The sequence below is a fragment of the Zwartia lucis genome, from assembly GCF_965234455.1.
Taxonomy (GTDB): domain Bacteria; phylum Pseudomonadota; class Gammaproteobacteria; order Burkholderiales; family Burkholderiaceae_B; genus Zwartia; species Zwartia lucis.
Genome location: NZ_OZ248474.1, coordinates 383,670 through 397,638, shown reverse-complemented (window position 1 = coordinate 397,638; position 13,969 = coordinate 383,670). Strand labels below are relative to the sequence as shown.

The 13,969-nt window shown below is 51.4% G+C and carries 14 protein-coding genes; 11 read left to right on the top strand and 3 right to left on the bottom strand.

All coding sequences use genetic code 11. The annotated features are described in order from the left end of the window. The first annotated feature begins 1 nt into the window (after position 1). The 3 genes from AC8GE9_RS12665 to AC8GE9_RS12655 are packed head-to-tail and all read left to right on the top strand — an operon-like array spanning position 2 to position 2,813. The gene (locus tag AC8GE9_RS12665; RefSeq protein WP_506677504.1) at positions 2-994 is read left to right on the top strand and encodes a quinone oxidoreductase family protein; all 993 of its coding nucleotides are present in this window, start codon (positions 2-4) and stop codon (positions 992-994) included. A gap of 41 nt (positions 995-1,035) precedes the next feature. Then, positions 1,036-2,073 carry a D-2-hydroxyacid dehydrogenase family protein gene (locus tag AC8GE9_RS12660; protein WP_506677503.1) on the top strand — a complete coding sequence of 346 codons (1,038 nt, stop codon included), beginning with the start codon at positions 1,036-1,038 and terminating at the stop codon, positions 2,071-2,073. 44 nt (positions 2,074-2,117) lie between these two features. After that, positions 2,118-2,813 carry a GntR family transcriptional regulator gene (locus AC8GE9_RS12655; protein WP_506677502.1) on the top strand — a complete coding sequence of 232 codons (696 nt, stop codon included), beginning with the start codon at positions 2,118-2,120 and terminating at the stop codon, positions 2,811-2,813. Positions 2,814-2,884: 71 nt separating this feature from the next. Here the strand turns inward: AC8GE9_RS12655 and AC8GE9_RS12650 are convergent, their stop codons facing one another. The 3 genes from AC8GE9_RS12650 to AC8GE9_RS12640 form a co-directional block, all read right to left on the bottom strand. Then, the gene (locus tag AC8GE9_RS12650; protein WP_506677501.1) at positions 2,885-4,303 is read right to left on the bottom strand and encodes an MmgE/PrpD family protein; all 1,419 of its coding nucleotides are present in this window, start codon (positions 4,301-4,303) and stop codon (positions 2,885-2,887) included. A gap of 72 nt (positions 4,304-4,375) precedes the next feature. Beyond that, positions 4,376-4,681, bottom strand: coding sequence for a DUF4387 domain-containing protein (locus AC8GE9_RS12645; protein ID WP_506677500.1), 306 nt, complete (start codon positions 4,679-4,681; stop codon positions 4,376-4,378). 2 nt (positions 4,682-4,683) lie between these two features. After that, positions 4,684-6,057, bottom strand: coding sequence for an acyclic terpene utilization AtuA family protein (locus AC8GE9_RS12640; RefSeq protein WP_506677499.1), 1,374 nt, complete (start codon positions 6,055-6,057; stop codon positions 4,684-4,686). Between the two features lie 118 nt (positions 6,058-6,175). Here AC8GE9_RS12640 and AC8GE9_RS12635 point away from each other — a divergent pair, with 118 nt between their 5' ends. From AC8GE9_RS12635 to AC8GE9_RS12600, 8 genes are all read left to right on the top strand, one after another. Continuing rightward, positions 6,176-6,379: a hypothetical protein gene (locus AC8GE9_RS12635; RefSeq protein WP_506677498.1), complete on the top strand. Its 204-nt coding sequence runs from the start codon at positions 6,176-6,178 to the stop codon at positions 6,377-6,379. Beyond that, positions 6,367-7,731 (top strand): amidase, encoded by a 1,365-nt coding sequence (locus AC8GE9_RS12630; protein ID WP_506677497.1) that lies wholly within the window; start codon positions 6,367-6,369, stop codon positions 7,729-7,731. The genes AC8GE9_RS12635 and AC8GE9_RS12630 overlap by 13 nt, the downstream gene beginning before the upstream one ends. A gap of 87 nt (positions 7,732-7,818) precedes the next feature. Next, positions 7,819-8,796, top strand: coding sequence for a Bug family tripartite tricarboxylate transporter substrate binding protein (locus tag AC8GE9_RS12625; RefSeq protein ID WP_506677496.1), 978 nt, complete (start codon positions 7,819-7,821; stop codon positions 8,794-8,796). 3 nt (positions 8,797-8,799) lie between these two features. Further along, complete coding sequence (locus tag AC8GE9_RS12620) at positions 8,800-9,291, top strand: tripartite tricarboxylate transporter TctB family protein (RefSeq protein WP_506677495.1); 492 nt, start codon at positions 8,800-8,802, stop codon at positions 9,289-9,291. Between the two features lie 15 nt (positions 9,292-9,306). Further along, complete coding sequence (locus tag AC8GE9_RS12615; protein ID WP_506677494.1) at positions 9,307-10,815, top strand: tripartite tricarboxylate transporter permease; 1,509 nt, start codon at positions 9,307-9,309, stop codon at positions 10,813-10,815. Between the two features lie 46 nt (positions 10,816-10,861). After that, positions 10,862-11,053, top strand: coding sequence for a hypothetical protein (locus tag AC8GE9_RS12610; protein WP_506677493.1), 192 nt, complete (start codon positions 10,862-10,864; stop codon positions 11,051-11,053). Further along, positions 11,050-12,471, top strand: coding sequence for an amidase (locus AC8GE9_RS12605; RefSeq protein ID WP_506677492.1), 1,422 nt, complete (start codon positions 11,050-11,052; stop codon positions 12,469-12,471). Before AC8GE9_RS12610 ends, AC8GE9_RS12605 begins: the two co-directional genes overlap by 4 nt. Continuing rightward, on the top strand, positions 12,468-13,883 hold the full coding sequence (locus AC8GE9_RS12600) for an MmgE/PrpD family protein (protein ID WP_506677491.1): 1,416 nt from the start codon (positions 12,468-12,470) through the stop codon (positions 13,881-13,883). The genes AC8GE9_RS12605 and AC8GE9_RS12600 overlap by 4 nt, the downstream gene beginning before the upstream one ends. Positions 13,884-13,969: the final 86 nt, after the last annotated feature.

Genomic DNA, 13,969 nt, shown 5'->3' with positions numbered 1-13,969 from the left:
AATGCGAGCGGTTCAGATTACCCAATATGGCGGTACTGAACAGCTATCACTCAATTCTGTTGCAATGCCAAAACCAGGACACGGTGAAGTATTAGTAAAAATTGCCTATGCTGGCGTCAACTTTATGGATGTGTACACCCGAAGGGGCGCTTATGCAGGCAACTCACCCTACGCCTCAGAATTACCCTTGACGCTAGGGATGGAGGGTTCTGGTTGGGTTGAGGCACTAGGCGAGGACGTCGATGGCTTTACATTAGGCGATCGCGTTGTTTTTTGCTTGTCACGCGGCAGCTATGCGGATTTTGCTGTCGTTCCTGCGAGCAAGCTTGTTGTGTTACCGGACGCAATAGGTCTTGAGCTGGCGGCGACCGCTTATTTTCAGGGCTTAACTGCACACTACCTCGCCTATGACACCAGTCGATTGGAACCAGGCAATACCTGTCTCATCTACTCTGGGTCTGGTGGGGTCGCGCAGAACCTGATTCAAATGCTAAAACTTCAAAAAATTCGGATGATCGCGACTGCGAACTCCACTGAAAAATGCGCTCGTGCCAGAGCTGCAGGCGCGGACTATGTTTCACTTGATGATCCTCAAAACATACTCAACTCCGTCGCTGAATATACAAATGGTCAAGGGGTCGATGTATTGTTTGATTCAGTGGGGCCTGCGCTTTTTGATACGAGCCTAAAAACTCTAAAAAGAAAGGGCCTGTTTATTCATTACGGAGCGAATTCTGGCGCGCTGGGCTTAATCGATCCTATGCGACTCGCCAACGCAGGCTCCCTCTACTTTGTCAGACCGCGATTAAACGATCACATCGGCACACGCGCCGAACTCATCGAGCGCTCTCAAAAGCTGTTCGATCTTTGGGCAACTGAACAACTCTGCGTTTCACCTCAATATGTTTACGATCTGAGCGATGTCTGTGCCGCGCACCATGCACTAGAATCCAGAAAATCGATCGGCAAATCTATCTTGCAGATGACACAGTAATCCCTGACCCGAAAATTTCTATATCATTACGGAGCTTGAAAGTGACCGATCAGACTCGCGAAATACGTCTCGCAATCCTGGATGACTACCAAGGCGTCGCACACAAAATTGTCGACTGGAGTCAGATCCCAGGACTTTCTGTCGTCGCCTTTAAGGATCACGTCTATGACGAAGATGAGCTTGTCGAGCGTCTCTATGGCTTTGACTGCGTCATGCGCATTCGAGAGCGTACCGAGTTCCCCCGCTCTGTATTAACTCGGCTCCCGCGCCTCAAACTCATCCTTGCGACCGGCATGCGCAATGCCCGATCGCTCGACCTCAAGGCGACCGATGAGCTGGGGATTGTTGTGAGCACAACTGATGCGCAACATCAAACAACGGTTGAGGTCACTTGGGCGCTCATTCTGGCTTTGTTTCGCGCAATTCCTCAGGAAACAGGGTCGCTTCGCGCGGGAGGCTGGCAGACAACCGTCGGCGTCGGACTGGCGGGCAAAACACTCGGGATTATTGGCTTGGGAAATATGGGGATTCCTGTCGCGCGCATCGGCCAACTCTTTGGCATGAAAGTCATCGCCTGGAGCCGCAACCTCACACAAGAGCGTGCGACGGCACACGGTGTGCAATGCGTCACAAAAGAAATGCTTGTCGCGCGTTCGGATGTCATCACGATCCACCACCCGCTGACAGATGGAAGCCTAGGACTGATTGGCACGCAAGAAATCGAACACATGAAGCCCGGCGCATTCTTGATCAACACATCGCGCGCCCAGATCGTGGACGAAGAAGCCCTAATAAAAGGGCTGACGGAACAACGCATCGGTGGTGCTGGGCTAGATGTCTTCTCTATTGAGCCTCTACCTCAAGGGCACCCTTTCCGTTACTTGCCAAATGTGATCGCCACCCCGCATATCGGCTTTGTGACTCAAGAAAATATGGAGGAGTTCTACACCAAATCACTGGCAAATCTAAAAGCTTTTTTAGCTGGCCGGCCCGAAAATGTAATTAATGCTGAGCATCCTTTTCTCCCGGACTCACAAGTCGCAAAACAGATGCATAAGAGCCCCCTTCATAAACTATAGAGAAAACTACCCGTCACTCAATCTAGCATTGATACAATGGCCAGATGAATAAGTCCAAAGCCACCCGTACCAAAATGACGCACGCGCAAGCCAACGATGGCGAAGACTTACCGCGCGGCGAACGAGCCTATCGTTATATCCGACAAGCGTTAGCAGCACAAAAGCTGATGCCGGGGGATCGTTTGCGTGAAGTAGATCTCGCCGACATGATAGGCCTGAGTCGCACGCCTATACGCGAAGCGCTGGCTCGCCTAGAGGCCGAAGGTCTGGTCGTGCATGACGCGACACTTGGCATCATGGTGGCCGAACTCGACTACAACATGATTACCGAGCTGTACTTCATGCGAGAAGTCCTTGAGGGGACTGCAGCACGACTCGCGGCGCAACATGCCTCCGATGTTGAAATCTCTCTGCTCGAGGATATGTGCGAACAATATGCCGACTCCGTGGGGAATGATCAACAGCTCGCGCGCAGTAATCGCCAATTTCACGAACTCCTCTACAACTGCAGCCACAATCGCTACTTGATCAAGATGCTCAAGACCCTTCACGACACGCTGACTCTTTTGGGCAACACGACGCTGACGGACCAAAAACGAGTCAAGGATACAGTCAAAGAGCACGGAGCTGTCGTGAGTGCCATCAAGAAACATGATCCTGAAACGGCAGAAAAGGTGTTACGAGAACATATTTACGCTTCACAGAAAATGCGGATCCGCCGTCTGATCGTGTCCAAATAGTCGTGCTGCGTGCTCCATGTGCCTCATGTGCCCTATCTCATGACGTCTTAGGGCGGAGCCCGCTGATGAGCTTATTTTTGTAAAGCCTGAAGCACCTGACTCACTTTGAGTGTGGTGCCATCTAAGATCAACGCCTGTGCAGTCAGCGCCTGATCCTTGGTCAGATGCATCATTGCGTTAGACATAAATTTCTCAGAGATGTCCTCCCGTGTCAGTGCCCGAGAGCCCGCGCCCTTATTGACTGGCACATAGCGTGTCACTGAACTGCCATCTTTAAATTTGACCGTAACGCCCCCTGAAAAATACCGAGGGAACTCTGACTTTGGATCCGATTCACACACCACTTTTTTAGCAAGCTGCTGCACTTGTTTAGATTGAAGCGTCTGCGTATCTAACTCAGGCAAACCAAAGTAGCCTCTCAGCAGACACACCGCCACAACATACGGCGTACTGAATTTGGCCTCGTAATCCGTCGTAGCATTCTGTTTTTCTTCGATCGGCTCTGCCACAATATGCATCGTAGGCTCCGGCAATAACGCCACAATCTGCTCGATCTCTTCGATACGGTCTTTGACCTCTTCAAACATGTCTATCGCTGCATCAGCACAGCCATGGATGAAATGGCAAATAGGGTAAGGTTTGATCACGGTTCCAAGCATCTGCCAGTCAGTACCCAAACCTTTACTGATCAATTCGATGTCCGTAGGCGCACCATGCAAATGCGTGTCAAACAGACCGAAACGGCCCTCATACGGTCGAGAAGGCGCAACAAACCCTTTGCCTGCCAAATGCGCTGCAGTAATGCCAGCCACAGCCCCCCAGCCAGGATGAAATCGTTTAGTCCAAGCCCCCTCCTCCAAAAACACCTGAACGCCAGAAGCGGTGCTAGCGGTAATGCCCTGCGCGCTCCACATCGCCTGAGCATTCATTCCCATCAGCTTGGCCGCGACGAGGGCGGAGCTAAAGTGAGACACGATTCCCGTTGCATGAAAACCCACATGGTGGAAACCGCCTTTGACGGCGGCACCTAAACGAATTGCAGCCTCCACTCCCACCACATAAGCACACAGCACCTCTTCCCAGCTCGCATTCACTTGCTCACCAATCGCAAATGCCGTCGGCAAGCTTGCGACAGTGGGATGTACAATACTCATCGGGTGCGTATCGTCATAATCCAAACCATGAACCAACAAGCCATTTGCTAAAGCGGCATCTCTTGCCGAATACTGTGTGCGTGTACCAATCACTGTGCTGACGCCAGGCCCACTCATCGCTTCGATACCTGCTAACGCAACCGGAGCGTACTCTTGCGTATGCGAAGCCAACGCCAAACCTACCCCATCCAGAATATGTAGGCGCGCACGTTCGATGACATCCGCCGGCAAATGTTTAAACTGAGCCGCATAGGCAAAGTGAGCAAGACTTTCCGCTGGATTCGTGACGGACGTATGGGTCTTGGGTGTTCCTGTTGTCAAATTTGATGTGGTCATGTTGGCTTCCAGATTTCACAAAGTGAATATTTAACAAATTGATGCGTACGTTTGATGCTCAACCAGTTGATATCAAACAATTTCAAGCTCTACAAAGGGGCCGTGCTGTTGACCTCCATACACATCGGAGTCCATGATGTCGCCAGAAATCACAGGCCGCGGAATGGTGACTTTAATGGCATTCGCCGCAGGGTATTCAATCACGTTCACCAAAGACTCCTGGACGCCATACGTGTTGGCGACCCAGCGTGCAGAAATAACTTTTGCATCGCGCACTTTTTCGTAGCCCGCTGTATTTTTAAAAATAATATCAAACGTTAGCTCAAAGGGGCCTGCATTTTTACTACGTATGAGCCGCGTCATTTCCCAAAGTTTCATTTTTAGAACCTCACCTCAGAGTATTCAATTGGAAACATTTCAAGCGGATTTTCCGGAATTACTACGTGATTCATATTGAAGCGATACATTGCGCCGCGTTGAATTTCGGCTGGTGAATAGGGATAGGCGATCGAGGTAATCAAGCCACTCCACTCCGGAATCGGAAAGTGCACAGCGATATGACTGACGGATTTCATCAACGAAGTCGCTAATTCCTGAGTCTCTGCCGTCACTTGAAATAGCAAGCCCACTTCGTGCCCAATCGTATGCACCGGCTCCATGCTCCCCATCGTTGCATTCTTTCCGATGACGCGCAGATCCAACCTGTATTTTTTTTCAATGCCTGCGCCATAGATGCCTTCGATGCGCTGTTTTGCAGTGATGAGCAACTGCTCAAGCCATGGGTCTAGTTGTCTGAGGATCAGGGGGTCTCGGACCGTTCCAATAATGATCGACTGATACCCAGCAAGCTCGGCGCCCTCTAGCTTAATGGTGTACTGATCTGACTTTCGAAAGGTGCTGCCCGACACACGGACTGCGCGATCCGAGATGGCCTCATAACGTGCTTGACGTGTATCAAGAACGCCCGAAGGTTCGATCAACGCATAAGGCGATGCGTTCTCGTATAAATTATGCGAAGCGACGCTTTCAGGATCACAGTAAAAATCAGGGTTCGGCGCTTCAATAATAAAATGATCATCGCGCACAATGGCAAAGTTGCAGTCAGGATATTTTCTCTGAACCATGCAGGCCGCACCACACTCCATAATTTTGGCCGCGTGCCAGGCTGAGGCGGGATTGATGCCATGCATGACTGGGACTGCAGCAAAAATCGACGTGTCGCTTGATCGTCCCGCGATAATGACATCACAACCGTTGTCGAGCGCCTCAATAAATGGCTCCGCGCCGGCCATTCCAACAATATGTGTGCTACGGTTAATCACCTCCTCATCTAAATGGGGCGCATTTTCTAACGGCCTGATTTTTCCGTCACGTAATTTTTGTTTTAAGTAATCTTTACTTTGTTCACTGTGTATCGCACCTAAGCGGAAAGACAGTTTTTCCTCCCGCGCAATCTCGCGGGTAATCCCTAGCAACCGCTCAAGATGGATATCGGATCCCGAGGTGCACGCCGATCCCACAATCACCGGTATACCTGCGCTACGACCAGCTAGCAGCATCAGTCTGAGATCGCGCTTATATGCTGCGCTCGAGAACATACTATCCCCAGATCCTAAGTAATGCGGACCTGGGTCTGTTGACCCCGAGTCCGCACCAATGAAGTGGGGATTGAGCGCCATGGCTCGCCGAATAGTGTCCTCCTTAAAGCCGGAGCCAAGCATCCCGGTAGCGGATAAAACGCGGACCTCTTTCATCTCTTTCGCCTCCTATTTAGTCAGATGAATCGCTCATCTTTTCTGTTCAACTCAAGGTTGACATTTATATTTGTATCCCTCAGTATACAAAGCTCTACACCTGCTGGGAAATTTTTATATGCGCTCAACTGATGATTTGTCAAAGATTGAACCCATCCTGCATGCTGCGGGACTGCTAAAGACCGCTGATCAATTTCCCGAAGATGTTTTAGCTGCCGTTCATGCAGCCAATCGCATACGAGCAACATTGCCTGCGCCTGCAGACAATACGCAAGAACCTTGGCCTCCAATGCGCGTGAGGGGAACGCCATGCACTGGCTAACTGCGGCACAAATTGCAAATGGCTACAGAGAGGGGCTCTTTTCACCGACAGAGCTCATCAAACATCTCTTCGCTAGGATTGATAAGCTAGACCCAGATTGCAATGCGTTTATTAGTATTGATCGCACAGGCGCAATCGATGCGGCACAACAGGCAGAAAAAGATATCCGTGCCGGCAAACAAAAGAGCCCTTTACACGGCGTGCCGATTGGAATCAAAGATATTATTGACGTAGCAGGGGAGGTGACGACCTGTCATTCTGCACTAATGCTTGATCATGTCGCTAAAACAGATGCTGCAGTGATCCGCAACCTGAGGGCGGCCGGTGCAATCATTTTTGGGAAATTAGCTCTACACGAATTCGCCATAGGAGGCCCCTCCTTTGATCTGCCTTTCCCCCCCGCCCGCAACCCCTGGAATCTCAATCATCACCCTGGCGGCTCATCCTCCGGCTCTGGCACGGCTGTCGCTGCAGGTTTCTTGCCTTTGGCTTTAGGAACCGACACGGGCGGTTCGATACGGAATCCAGCGGCAGCATGCGGTATCGTTGGCCTGAAAGCGACCTACGAGTTGGTTTCTCGTCAGGGGGTATTCCCACTCTCGTTCTCTTTAGATCACGTGGGTCCGATGTGCCGCTCCGTAGAAGACGCAGCGTTGTTGCTCGATACGCTGGTCACTCCGCAGTCAAATCCTCAAGAATCCTTTGCGGTCGACCTTAAGCGAGGCGTCACTGGACTGCGCATTGGATTTATCAGAAACATTCACGAGCGCGACATGATCGCTGACCCTGAAGTCATCATGGCCTTGAATGCAGCCGCAAACACCTTTAAAGAATTAGGCGCAACAGTCCGAGAGGTAGAGTTTCCCCAGTTTAACGAGATGGCGGCCGTTCAAAAAGTCATTCAAATGTCCGAAGGCTGGGGCGTGCATGCCAAGTGGCTCTCTTCCCGCGCTGAAAGTTATGCGCAAACCTCTCGTCGCAAGCTTCTTGCTGGTGCGTTTTTTTCAGCTGCCGATTATGTGCATGCAATGCAGCGTCGGAGCCAGTTCATACGAGACGTCGATGATATGTTGCGCGACTACGATGTTTTACTTTGCGCCAACTCGATGGAGCCGGCCTGCCGCATAGATGATGCGCCAGAGCTTTTGAGAACCTATTCTCGTCATGCTCGCACTATTTTTAATCTGACTGGACACCCCGCACTTGCGCTCATGAGTGGGCTCAGCAAGTCTGGGCTTCCGCTTTCCATGCAGTTGGTGGGTCGCTATTTTGACGAACGTACTGTATTGCGCGCAGGAGCCGCTTTTGAAAGCGCGACCAATTGGCATCGCATGCATCCGCAGTTAGATTAAAGCTTCTGATTTTGATGTGACGAGTCCTTTCTTCTATTTAGTATTTCGCTAACAGCTCAACGCTTACACAAACTTGAAGGTGCTGACATGAATCAAATTTTGAACACGATACTCCGGGGTGTTTCTGTCGCGACAGCTTTGCTGGTAGTGGCATTTTCAGTAAACGCTCAAACATATCCCAATAAAGATATTTCATTTATTGTTCCCTTTAATCCAGGTGGTTCAGCCGATCCATTGTCCCGGGCGTTTGCCGCAGAACTGGCCAAGGTGCTTCCTGGAACAGTGAACATCATCAATCGGGCTGGTGGCTCTGCGACGATCGGCACCAATGCGATCGTTCGCGCAGCGCCCGATGGCTACACCATCGGACTCGGCGATAGTGCCGCGCTTGCCTATCAGCCAATTGTCAACAAAGGCCTCGCCTATAAGTCGACACAAGACTACACCACCATTATGAATCTTGCTTTCGTGCCTGCCATGTTGGTGGTCAGAGCCGACGCCCCCTGGAAAACGTTTGAAGATTTTCTCGCGGATGCCAAGAAAAATCCAGATAAACTCAGGATCGGCGTCTCAGGTGTGCGGTCCATCGCCGATCTGGCTGCACAACAACTCAACCGAGCAGCAAATATCAAACTCGACACCATTCCTTTCACTGGCGGTGGAGGCGAAGCGCTCGTAGCCTTGTTAGGTGGTCGCATTGAAGGCGCGATGGGCTACGGCCCGAATACTGCGGCTCAAGTTCGCGCCGGCAAGCTGCGTGTGCTGGCGGTATTTACAAAAGGAAAGTATATCTTGGCACCTGAAGCCACATCGACTTTCGATGCAGGTTACGATGCAACATTGCCTGCAAGCTACAGTATTATTGCTCCGAAGGGCTTACCAAAGGATGTCCAAGCCAAGCTTGTTGACGCATCACTTAAGGCTGTTAAGTCACCAGAGTTTATCGAGTTCGCCAACAGAAGTGGCTTCGTCATCGACACAAAAGACTCTGCTGGCACGAGTCAATACCTGACCGATTTAGCAAAAATGTTCACCGAGCTGCTTAGCTGGATGGATAAAAAATAATCGATGACCAAAGGCCACGCCATGCAATCAACGCAATGGAGTCGTAGCAAGGGTTATATCGTAGTAGGCGCGATCGGCATTTGTCTATCCGCCTTTTACCTCGCCCTTTCCTTCCAAATGCCAATGGGAAGAATACGTCAGCCCGGTGCTGGCGTATTTCCTGTGATCTCTGGTTTTTTTTTACTACTGGGCAGTGTGTCGGCATTGTGGGAAGGCTTCAAAATCCGTAAAAGCGAGAGCGTGGAACTGCCTACTGGAAGCGATTTGAAGCGGCTCTTAGTGGTGCTGGGTGGCATGTTCGCCTACTTAATTTTTCTTCCAATACTCGGGCAGCTCGTGAGCAGCACTCTTTTTTGCTTTGTACTGATTAGAGCACTGTCGAGCCTCAGTATTTGGCGGGTCGCTCTATACGCGTTACTCATGGCAGGTGCTGCATATCTTCTGTTTGTGCGCTTTTTAATGTTACCTATGCCAGTTGGCATCTTCGCATTTTAAAAGAGGACCGCACCGATGGATCCGATCTCCGGCTTACTGCATGGCCTTGGCGTTGTCTTCACTTTTCAAAACCTGCTTGCAGCACTCTTTGGTGCACTCGCAGGTACGGCTTTGGGCGTCCTGCCAGGACTCGGTCCTGTCGCAGGCGTCGCCATCTTGCTACCGATTACCTTCACGTTCCCGCCCACTGCGGGACTGATTATGATGGCAGGCATTTATTACGGCGCTCAATATGGTGGTTCTACAACGGCCATTCTTGTCAACATGCCGGGCGAGTCTTCCTCTGTCGTCACCTGTATCGATGGCTACAAGCTCACCCAACGGGGCCGAGCGGGTGGGGTTCTGTCGATCGTCGCGATTGGCTCTTTTATCGGCGGCACTGTCTCCGTCATCGGTGTCATGCTGTTCTCTCCTGCTCTCGCACAGCTTGGCATCATGTTTGGACCGGCTGAATTTTTTGCTCTCACAGCGGGTGGCTTACTCCTTCTCTCCAGAATCTCTGGCGGATCGTTTGCCGCAGGTATTTTACCAATGGGCTTGGGCATGGTATTAAGCACAGTTGGTGAAGAAGCCGTCACGGCAATGAACCGCTTCACCTTCGGTTTTAACGACCTCAGTCAAGGGGTCGATCTTGTCCCTCTCGTCGTTGGTTTGTACGGCATCACTGAGATTATGTTTTTAGTGGAGCGTATTAAAAGTCAGCCCTTACCAGTGGCCGTTGGTTTGCGTGACATGTTACCCACCAGGGAGGAGCTTCGGCGCTCTTGGGCACCCTTTGGTCGCGGCACGATCGTCGGTTTTATTTTTGGCTTATTGCCTGGCCCTTCAGCGACCCTATCGAGTTTTGCTTCCTATCGACTTGAAAAGGGAGTTTCAAAATATCGTGATGAAATTGGCGAAGGCGCAATTGAGGGTGTTGCTGGGCCGGAAACTGCGAATAATGCCGCAGCGACTTCTTCGATGGTGCCGCTTCTGTCGCTTGGTATGCCCTTCGGTGCGATCACTGCACTCATGATGGCCGCCATGATGGTGTATGGCGTACAACCCGGGCCTCTGCTCATGACAGATCATCCTGAAATTTTCTGGGGTGTAATCGCGTCCATGCTAATTGGTAATGTGATGCTACTGGCTTTAAATATTCCGATGATTAGCGTTTGGGTAAGCCTTCTGCGGATTCCCTCCCACATCCTGCTCACAATGATCTTGCTTGTCGCAGTGATTGGTTCATATAGCGTTCGCAACAGTATGCTTGATGTCTATGTGCTGCTGTTTATTGGTCTGATCGGCTATGTATTTAGAAAGCTTGATTTTCAGCTCGCGCCACTCGTTGTCGGATTGGTGCTTGGTCCTTTAATTGAAAAGCACATGAGAGAAGCCCTGTTTATGAGCCGAGGCGATCTACTCGTCTACATTTCCAGCCCCATCGCGGCAGTCATCTGGATTCTTGTTATTTTGGTGATGGTGCCTCAGATAAAAGACTCAATACTTCGCAAGCTTTTTATTGGTCGTAAAGGGCTTGAATAAACAGTTTCAAAACAGATAACGGAAAAGTCACACAATGGAGAACAACATGGATGATGGCGAGCTCGTACAAAAATTTGCAAAACACACGCAAGACTTTGACTTCACCTTAAAAAGAGCAGAAGAGCTCGCGGCTGAGGTCGGTCAACTGCGTGAAGAAATCCGTCGCGCTAGTGTGGCACTGTCCTTCGATGACGAACCTTCTGGCTTTATTACTTTGTTGGAAAAGGCCGCAAAATGAGTCAGGACATTCTCAATCTCAGTCTCACTACCCTGGCCTCTGCTATCGCCAAGCGTGAAGTCACCTCTGAATCAGCCGTTCAAGCTTGCCTTGACCGTATTGCGCTATGGCAGCCGTCTCGAAATTGTTTCGTAGAAATCAACGGCAATGCCGCGCTTGAACACGCTCGCGCCTGCGACCGCCATCTCGCAGCAGGTGGCAAGGCCCAAGGGTCCATGTATGGCGTACCTCTGGCCCACAAAGACATGTTTTATCGACCAGGCGTGGGCGCCACTGGAGGCACTGAAATTCGCCGTGACTGGGTCGCCTCAACAACGGCAACCGTACTCAGTCGCCTGGATCAGGAAGGTGCTATTCAAGTCGGTCGCCTCGGCATGTCCGAATTCGCAGCGGGTCCTACAGGCCACAACATTCACTACGGGCATTGTCGTAATGCCTACAATCGTGATCACATCTCCGGCGGCTCTTCTAGCGGTTCAGGTGTTGCCGTTTCAGCTCGGCTCGTCTACGGCGCGCTAGGCTCAGACACAGGCGGCTCTGTGAGACTGCCTGCTGCCGCCAATGGCATTCTGGGCCTCAAGCCCACCTACGGCCGTGTGAGTCGCTACGGAGCCATGCCGCGCTCCTGGAGTCTCGATCACGTAGGCGTCCTGGCACGAACAGCCTCGGACTGCGCGGTCATGATGAATGCGATTGCCGGTGCGGATCAAAATGACTCGACGGCAAGCGCTCATCACGTGCCTGATTATCTCGCCACCCTAGGTCAATCCATCAAAGGTTTGCGAGTTGGTGTGCCCTCCCTCGACTCTCTTGTTTATCCAATCGAGTCTGAGGTCGTCACGGGCTTAGAAACGAGCCTCGCTGTTTTGTGTGAACTGGGTGCAGTGATCGTACCCGTCCAAATGCCCGATATGAGAGCTGTTTTCTTTGTTGCCGAAACAATCGTCAAGTGTGAAGCGGCAACCATGCATCGAGAATGGCTCAAGAATAGACCTCAGGACTATTCACCACAAGTCCGTAGCCGTATCGAGGCTGGCCTCACTATTCCTGCCACGTATTATCTTGATGCGATGCGTTTACGCAAACAACTCACCGAACAATTTTTATTCACGACGATGGCCAATATTGATGTGCTGCAAATGCCTGTCATGTGTGGTCGAGTGCCGTCAATTGCCGAGACTGACATTGATGGCAGCGGGGATAAGGTACGCGCACTGATTGGCAGGCTCACCACACTCACCCGGCCGATCAATCTCTTCGGGCTGCCTTCCCTCAGTATTCCCTGTGGCTTTGATCCACTGGGTCTGCCATTGTCCTTTCAACTCGTAGGTTTTCCCTTCTCCGAAGCCAATCTATTAAATGTCGCGCATGCTTATCAACAGCTCACAGACTTCCACTTGCACGAGCCAAGACTGTGAGGACTTCGAGTTTTTTAGACAGCACGCCTAATGCCAACATGACCCGCAAATTTGTTTCTCTGATCCACGACTGGAAACCAGACAGTCCCGAGCTTCTTGGGGCTGCTCGTCTATTTCTGATGGATGGTCTGTCGGTAACATTTGCCGGCGCACACGAGCCGGGCCCGCGTTTTGCCGGTGAGCTTGCGCGGGAGCAGGGCAACAGTTCGATGGCGACCGTCATTGGTCAGGGCTTCACGACCTCTCTTTCCCAAGCTGCGCAGATCAATGGCATGTCGATGCATGTACTCGACTACGAGCCGATGTGGAACCCACCTAATCACGCGCTCTCCTGCGTCCTGCCAGGTTTGCTCGCACTGGCCGAGTTTCGTGAGTCACAAGGCGCTGGGCCTCAAGGCGCGCGTTTAATGCGCTCGCTGCTTAAAGGCATCGAAGCACAAGGACGCTTGCGCTTGTCCTCCGGACAAATTGAACCTCGAGAGCTTAGCCTGCATCCGCCCGGGGTGGTTGGCCCACTCGCCTCCGCCATCGCCTGTGGTGATTTTTTAGGGCTGGATGAGAATCAGTTGGTTGCTGCCGTAGGGATTGCGTCTTCACGCGCCAGCGGGATTCTCGCCAATGTTGGCTCAATGACTAAAGCGTTGCATTGTGGTGATGCCAGTCGCAGTGGTCTTGAGGCAGCGCTACTGGCTGAAAAAGGCTTTACGGCTGATTTAGACCCCCTTGCCGGACCGCGAGGATATGGACAAGCGTATTTCGGCGAGCGCTTTGATGCCAGCCATTTACATGCGCCGCTTTTAATCGGTCGGGCGCTCAACCCTGGTCCCGCCTGGAAACTATTTCCCTCGCAGTACGCAACGCATTTCGTCATCACCGCAGCGCTTGACTGTCGCAGCCGTATCGCCGATCCCTCAACAATTAAAACGGTCGAAATTGTCACGCCTGTCATGCCGTATATTGATCGTTCAACTCCGAATTCAGGCCTTGATGGAAAGTTCTCACTGCAATACTGCGCAGTCGTCGCGCTCTTAGATCACAAAGTCAACCTTGCTTCCTTTACGGACGCAAGGAGATTCTCGGCGGATGTCGTGAGTCTGTTAGTCAATACCCATCTGACACAGACTTCCGAAATTTCTGGTCGTTTTGACTCAATGTATGTAGATGTGACCGTCACACTCAAGGACGGCTCTCAAGTCTTTCAGCGCTGCGCTGCGCCACTGGGCAGCTGGTCACGGCCTATTTTGCCCAAAGACATCGAGGATAAATCACGCGGCTTATTGGACGCACAGTTGTCTTCCGAAGATAACCAAGCTTTTTGGGATATGCTGGCACAACCCGCCGAACACATTCAAATTTCAACGCTATTGCGCTGCCTAGCCAAGGGTAATAACGAAAAAAACCATCTGCCTTAAGTAAAAAACTCAGCGAAACAAAAATATGGTCCGCTAGACGTAAAGAACTTACGATTATGACGGGTATTCCTTGACAACCGTCTCCG

Excerpts from the sequence above, each read along its gene's own strand:
- AC8GE9_RS12645 (WP_506677500.1), bottom strand. The coding sequence starts at position 4,681 with ATGAAACTTTGGGAAATGACGCGGCTCATACGTAGTAAAAATGCAGGC.
- AC8GE9_RS12620 (WP_506677495.1), top strand. The coding sequence starts at position 8,800 with ATGACCAAAGGCCACGCCATGCAATCAACGCAATGGAGTCGTAGCAAG.
- AC8GE9_RS12610 (WP_506677493.1), top strand. The coding sequence starts at position 10,862 with ATGGATGATGGCGAGCTCGTACAAAAATTTGCAAAACACACGCAAGAC.
- AC8GE9_RS12625 (WP_506677496.1), top strand. The coding sequence starts at position 7,819 with ATGAATCAAATTTTGAACACGATACTCCGGGGTGTTTCTGTCGCGACA.
- AC8GE9_RS12655 (WP_506677502.1), top strand. The coding sequence starts at position 2,118 with ATGAATAAGTCCAAAGCCACCCGTACCAAAATGACGCACGCGCAAGCC.
- AC8GE9_RS12630 (WP_506677497.1), top strand. The coding sequence starts at position 6,367 with ATGCACTGGCTAACTGCGGCACAAATTGCAAATGGCTACAGAGAGGGG.
- AC8GE9_RS12615 (WP_506677494.1), top strand. The coding sequence starts at position 9,307 with ATGGATCCGATCTCCGGCTTACTGCATGGCCTTGGCGTTGTCTTCACT.
- AC8GE9_RS12635 (WP_506677498.1), top strand. The coding sequence starts at position 6,176 with ATGCGCTCAACTGATGATTTGTCAAAGATTGAACCCATCCTGCATGCT.
- AC8GE9_RS12640 (WP_506677499.1), bottom strand. The coding sequence starts at position 6,057 with ATGAAAGAGGTCCGCGTTTTATCCGCTACCGGGATGCTTGGCTCCGGC.
- AC8GE9_RS12650 (WP_506677501.1), bottom strand. The coding sequence starts at position 4,303 with ATGACCACATCAAATTTGACAACAGGAACACCCAAGACCCATACGTCC.
- AC8GE9_RS12605 (WP_506677492.1), top strand. The coding sequence starts at position 11,050 with ATGAGTCAGGACATTCTCAATCTCAGTCTCACTACCCTGGCCTCTGCT.
- AC8GE9_RS12665 (WP_506677504.1), top strand. The coding sequence starts at position 2 with ATGCGAGCGGTTCAGATTACCCAATATGGCGGTACTGAACAGCTATCA.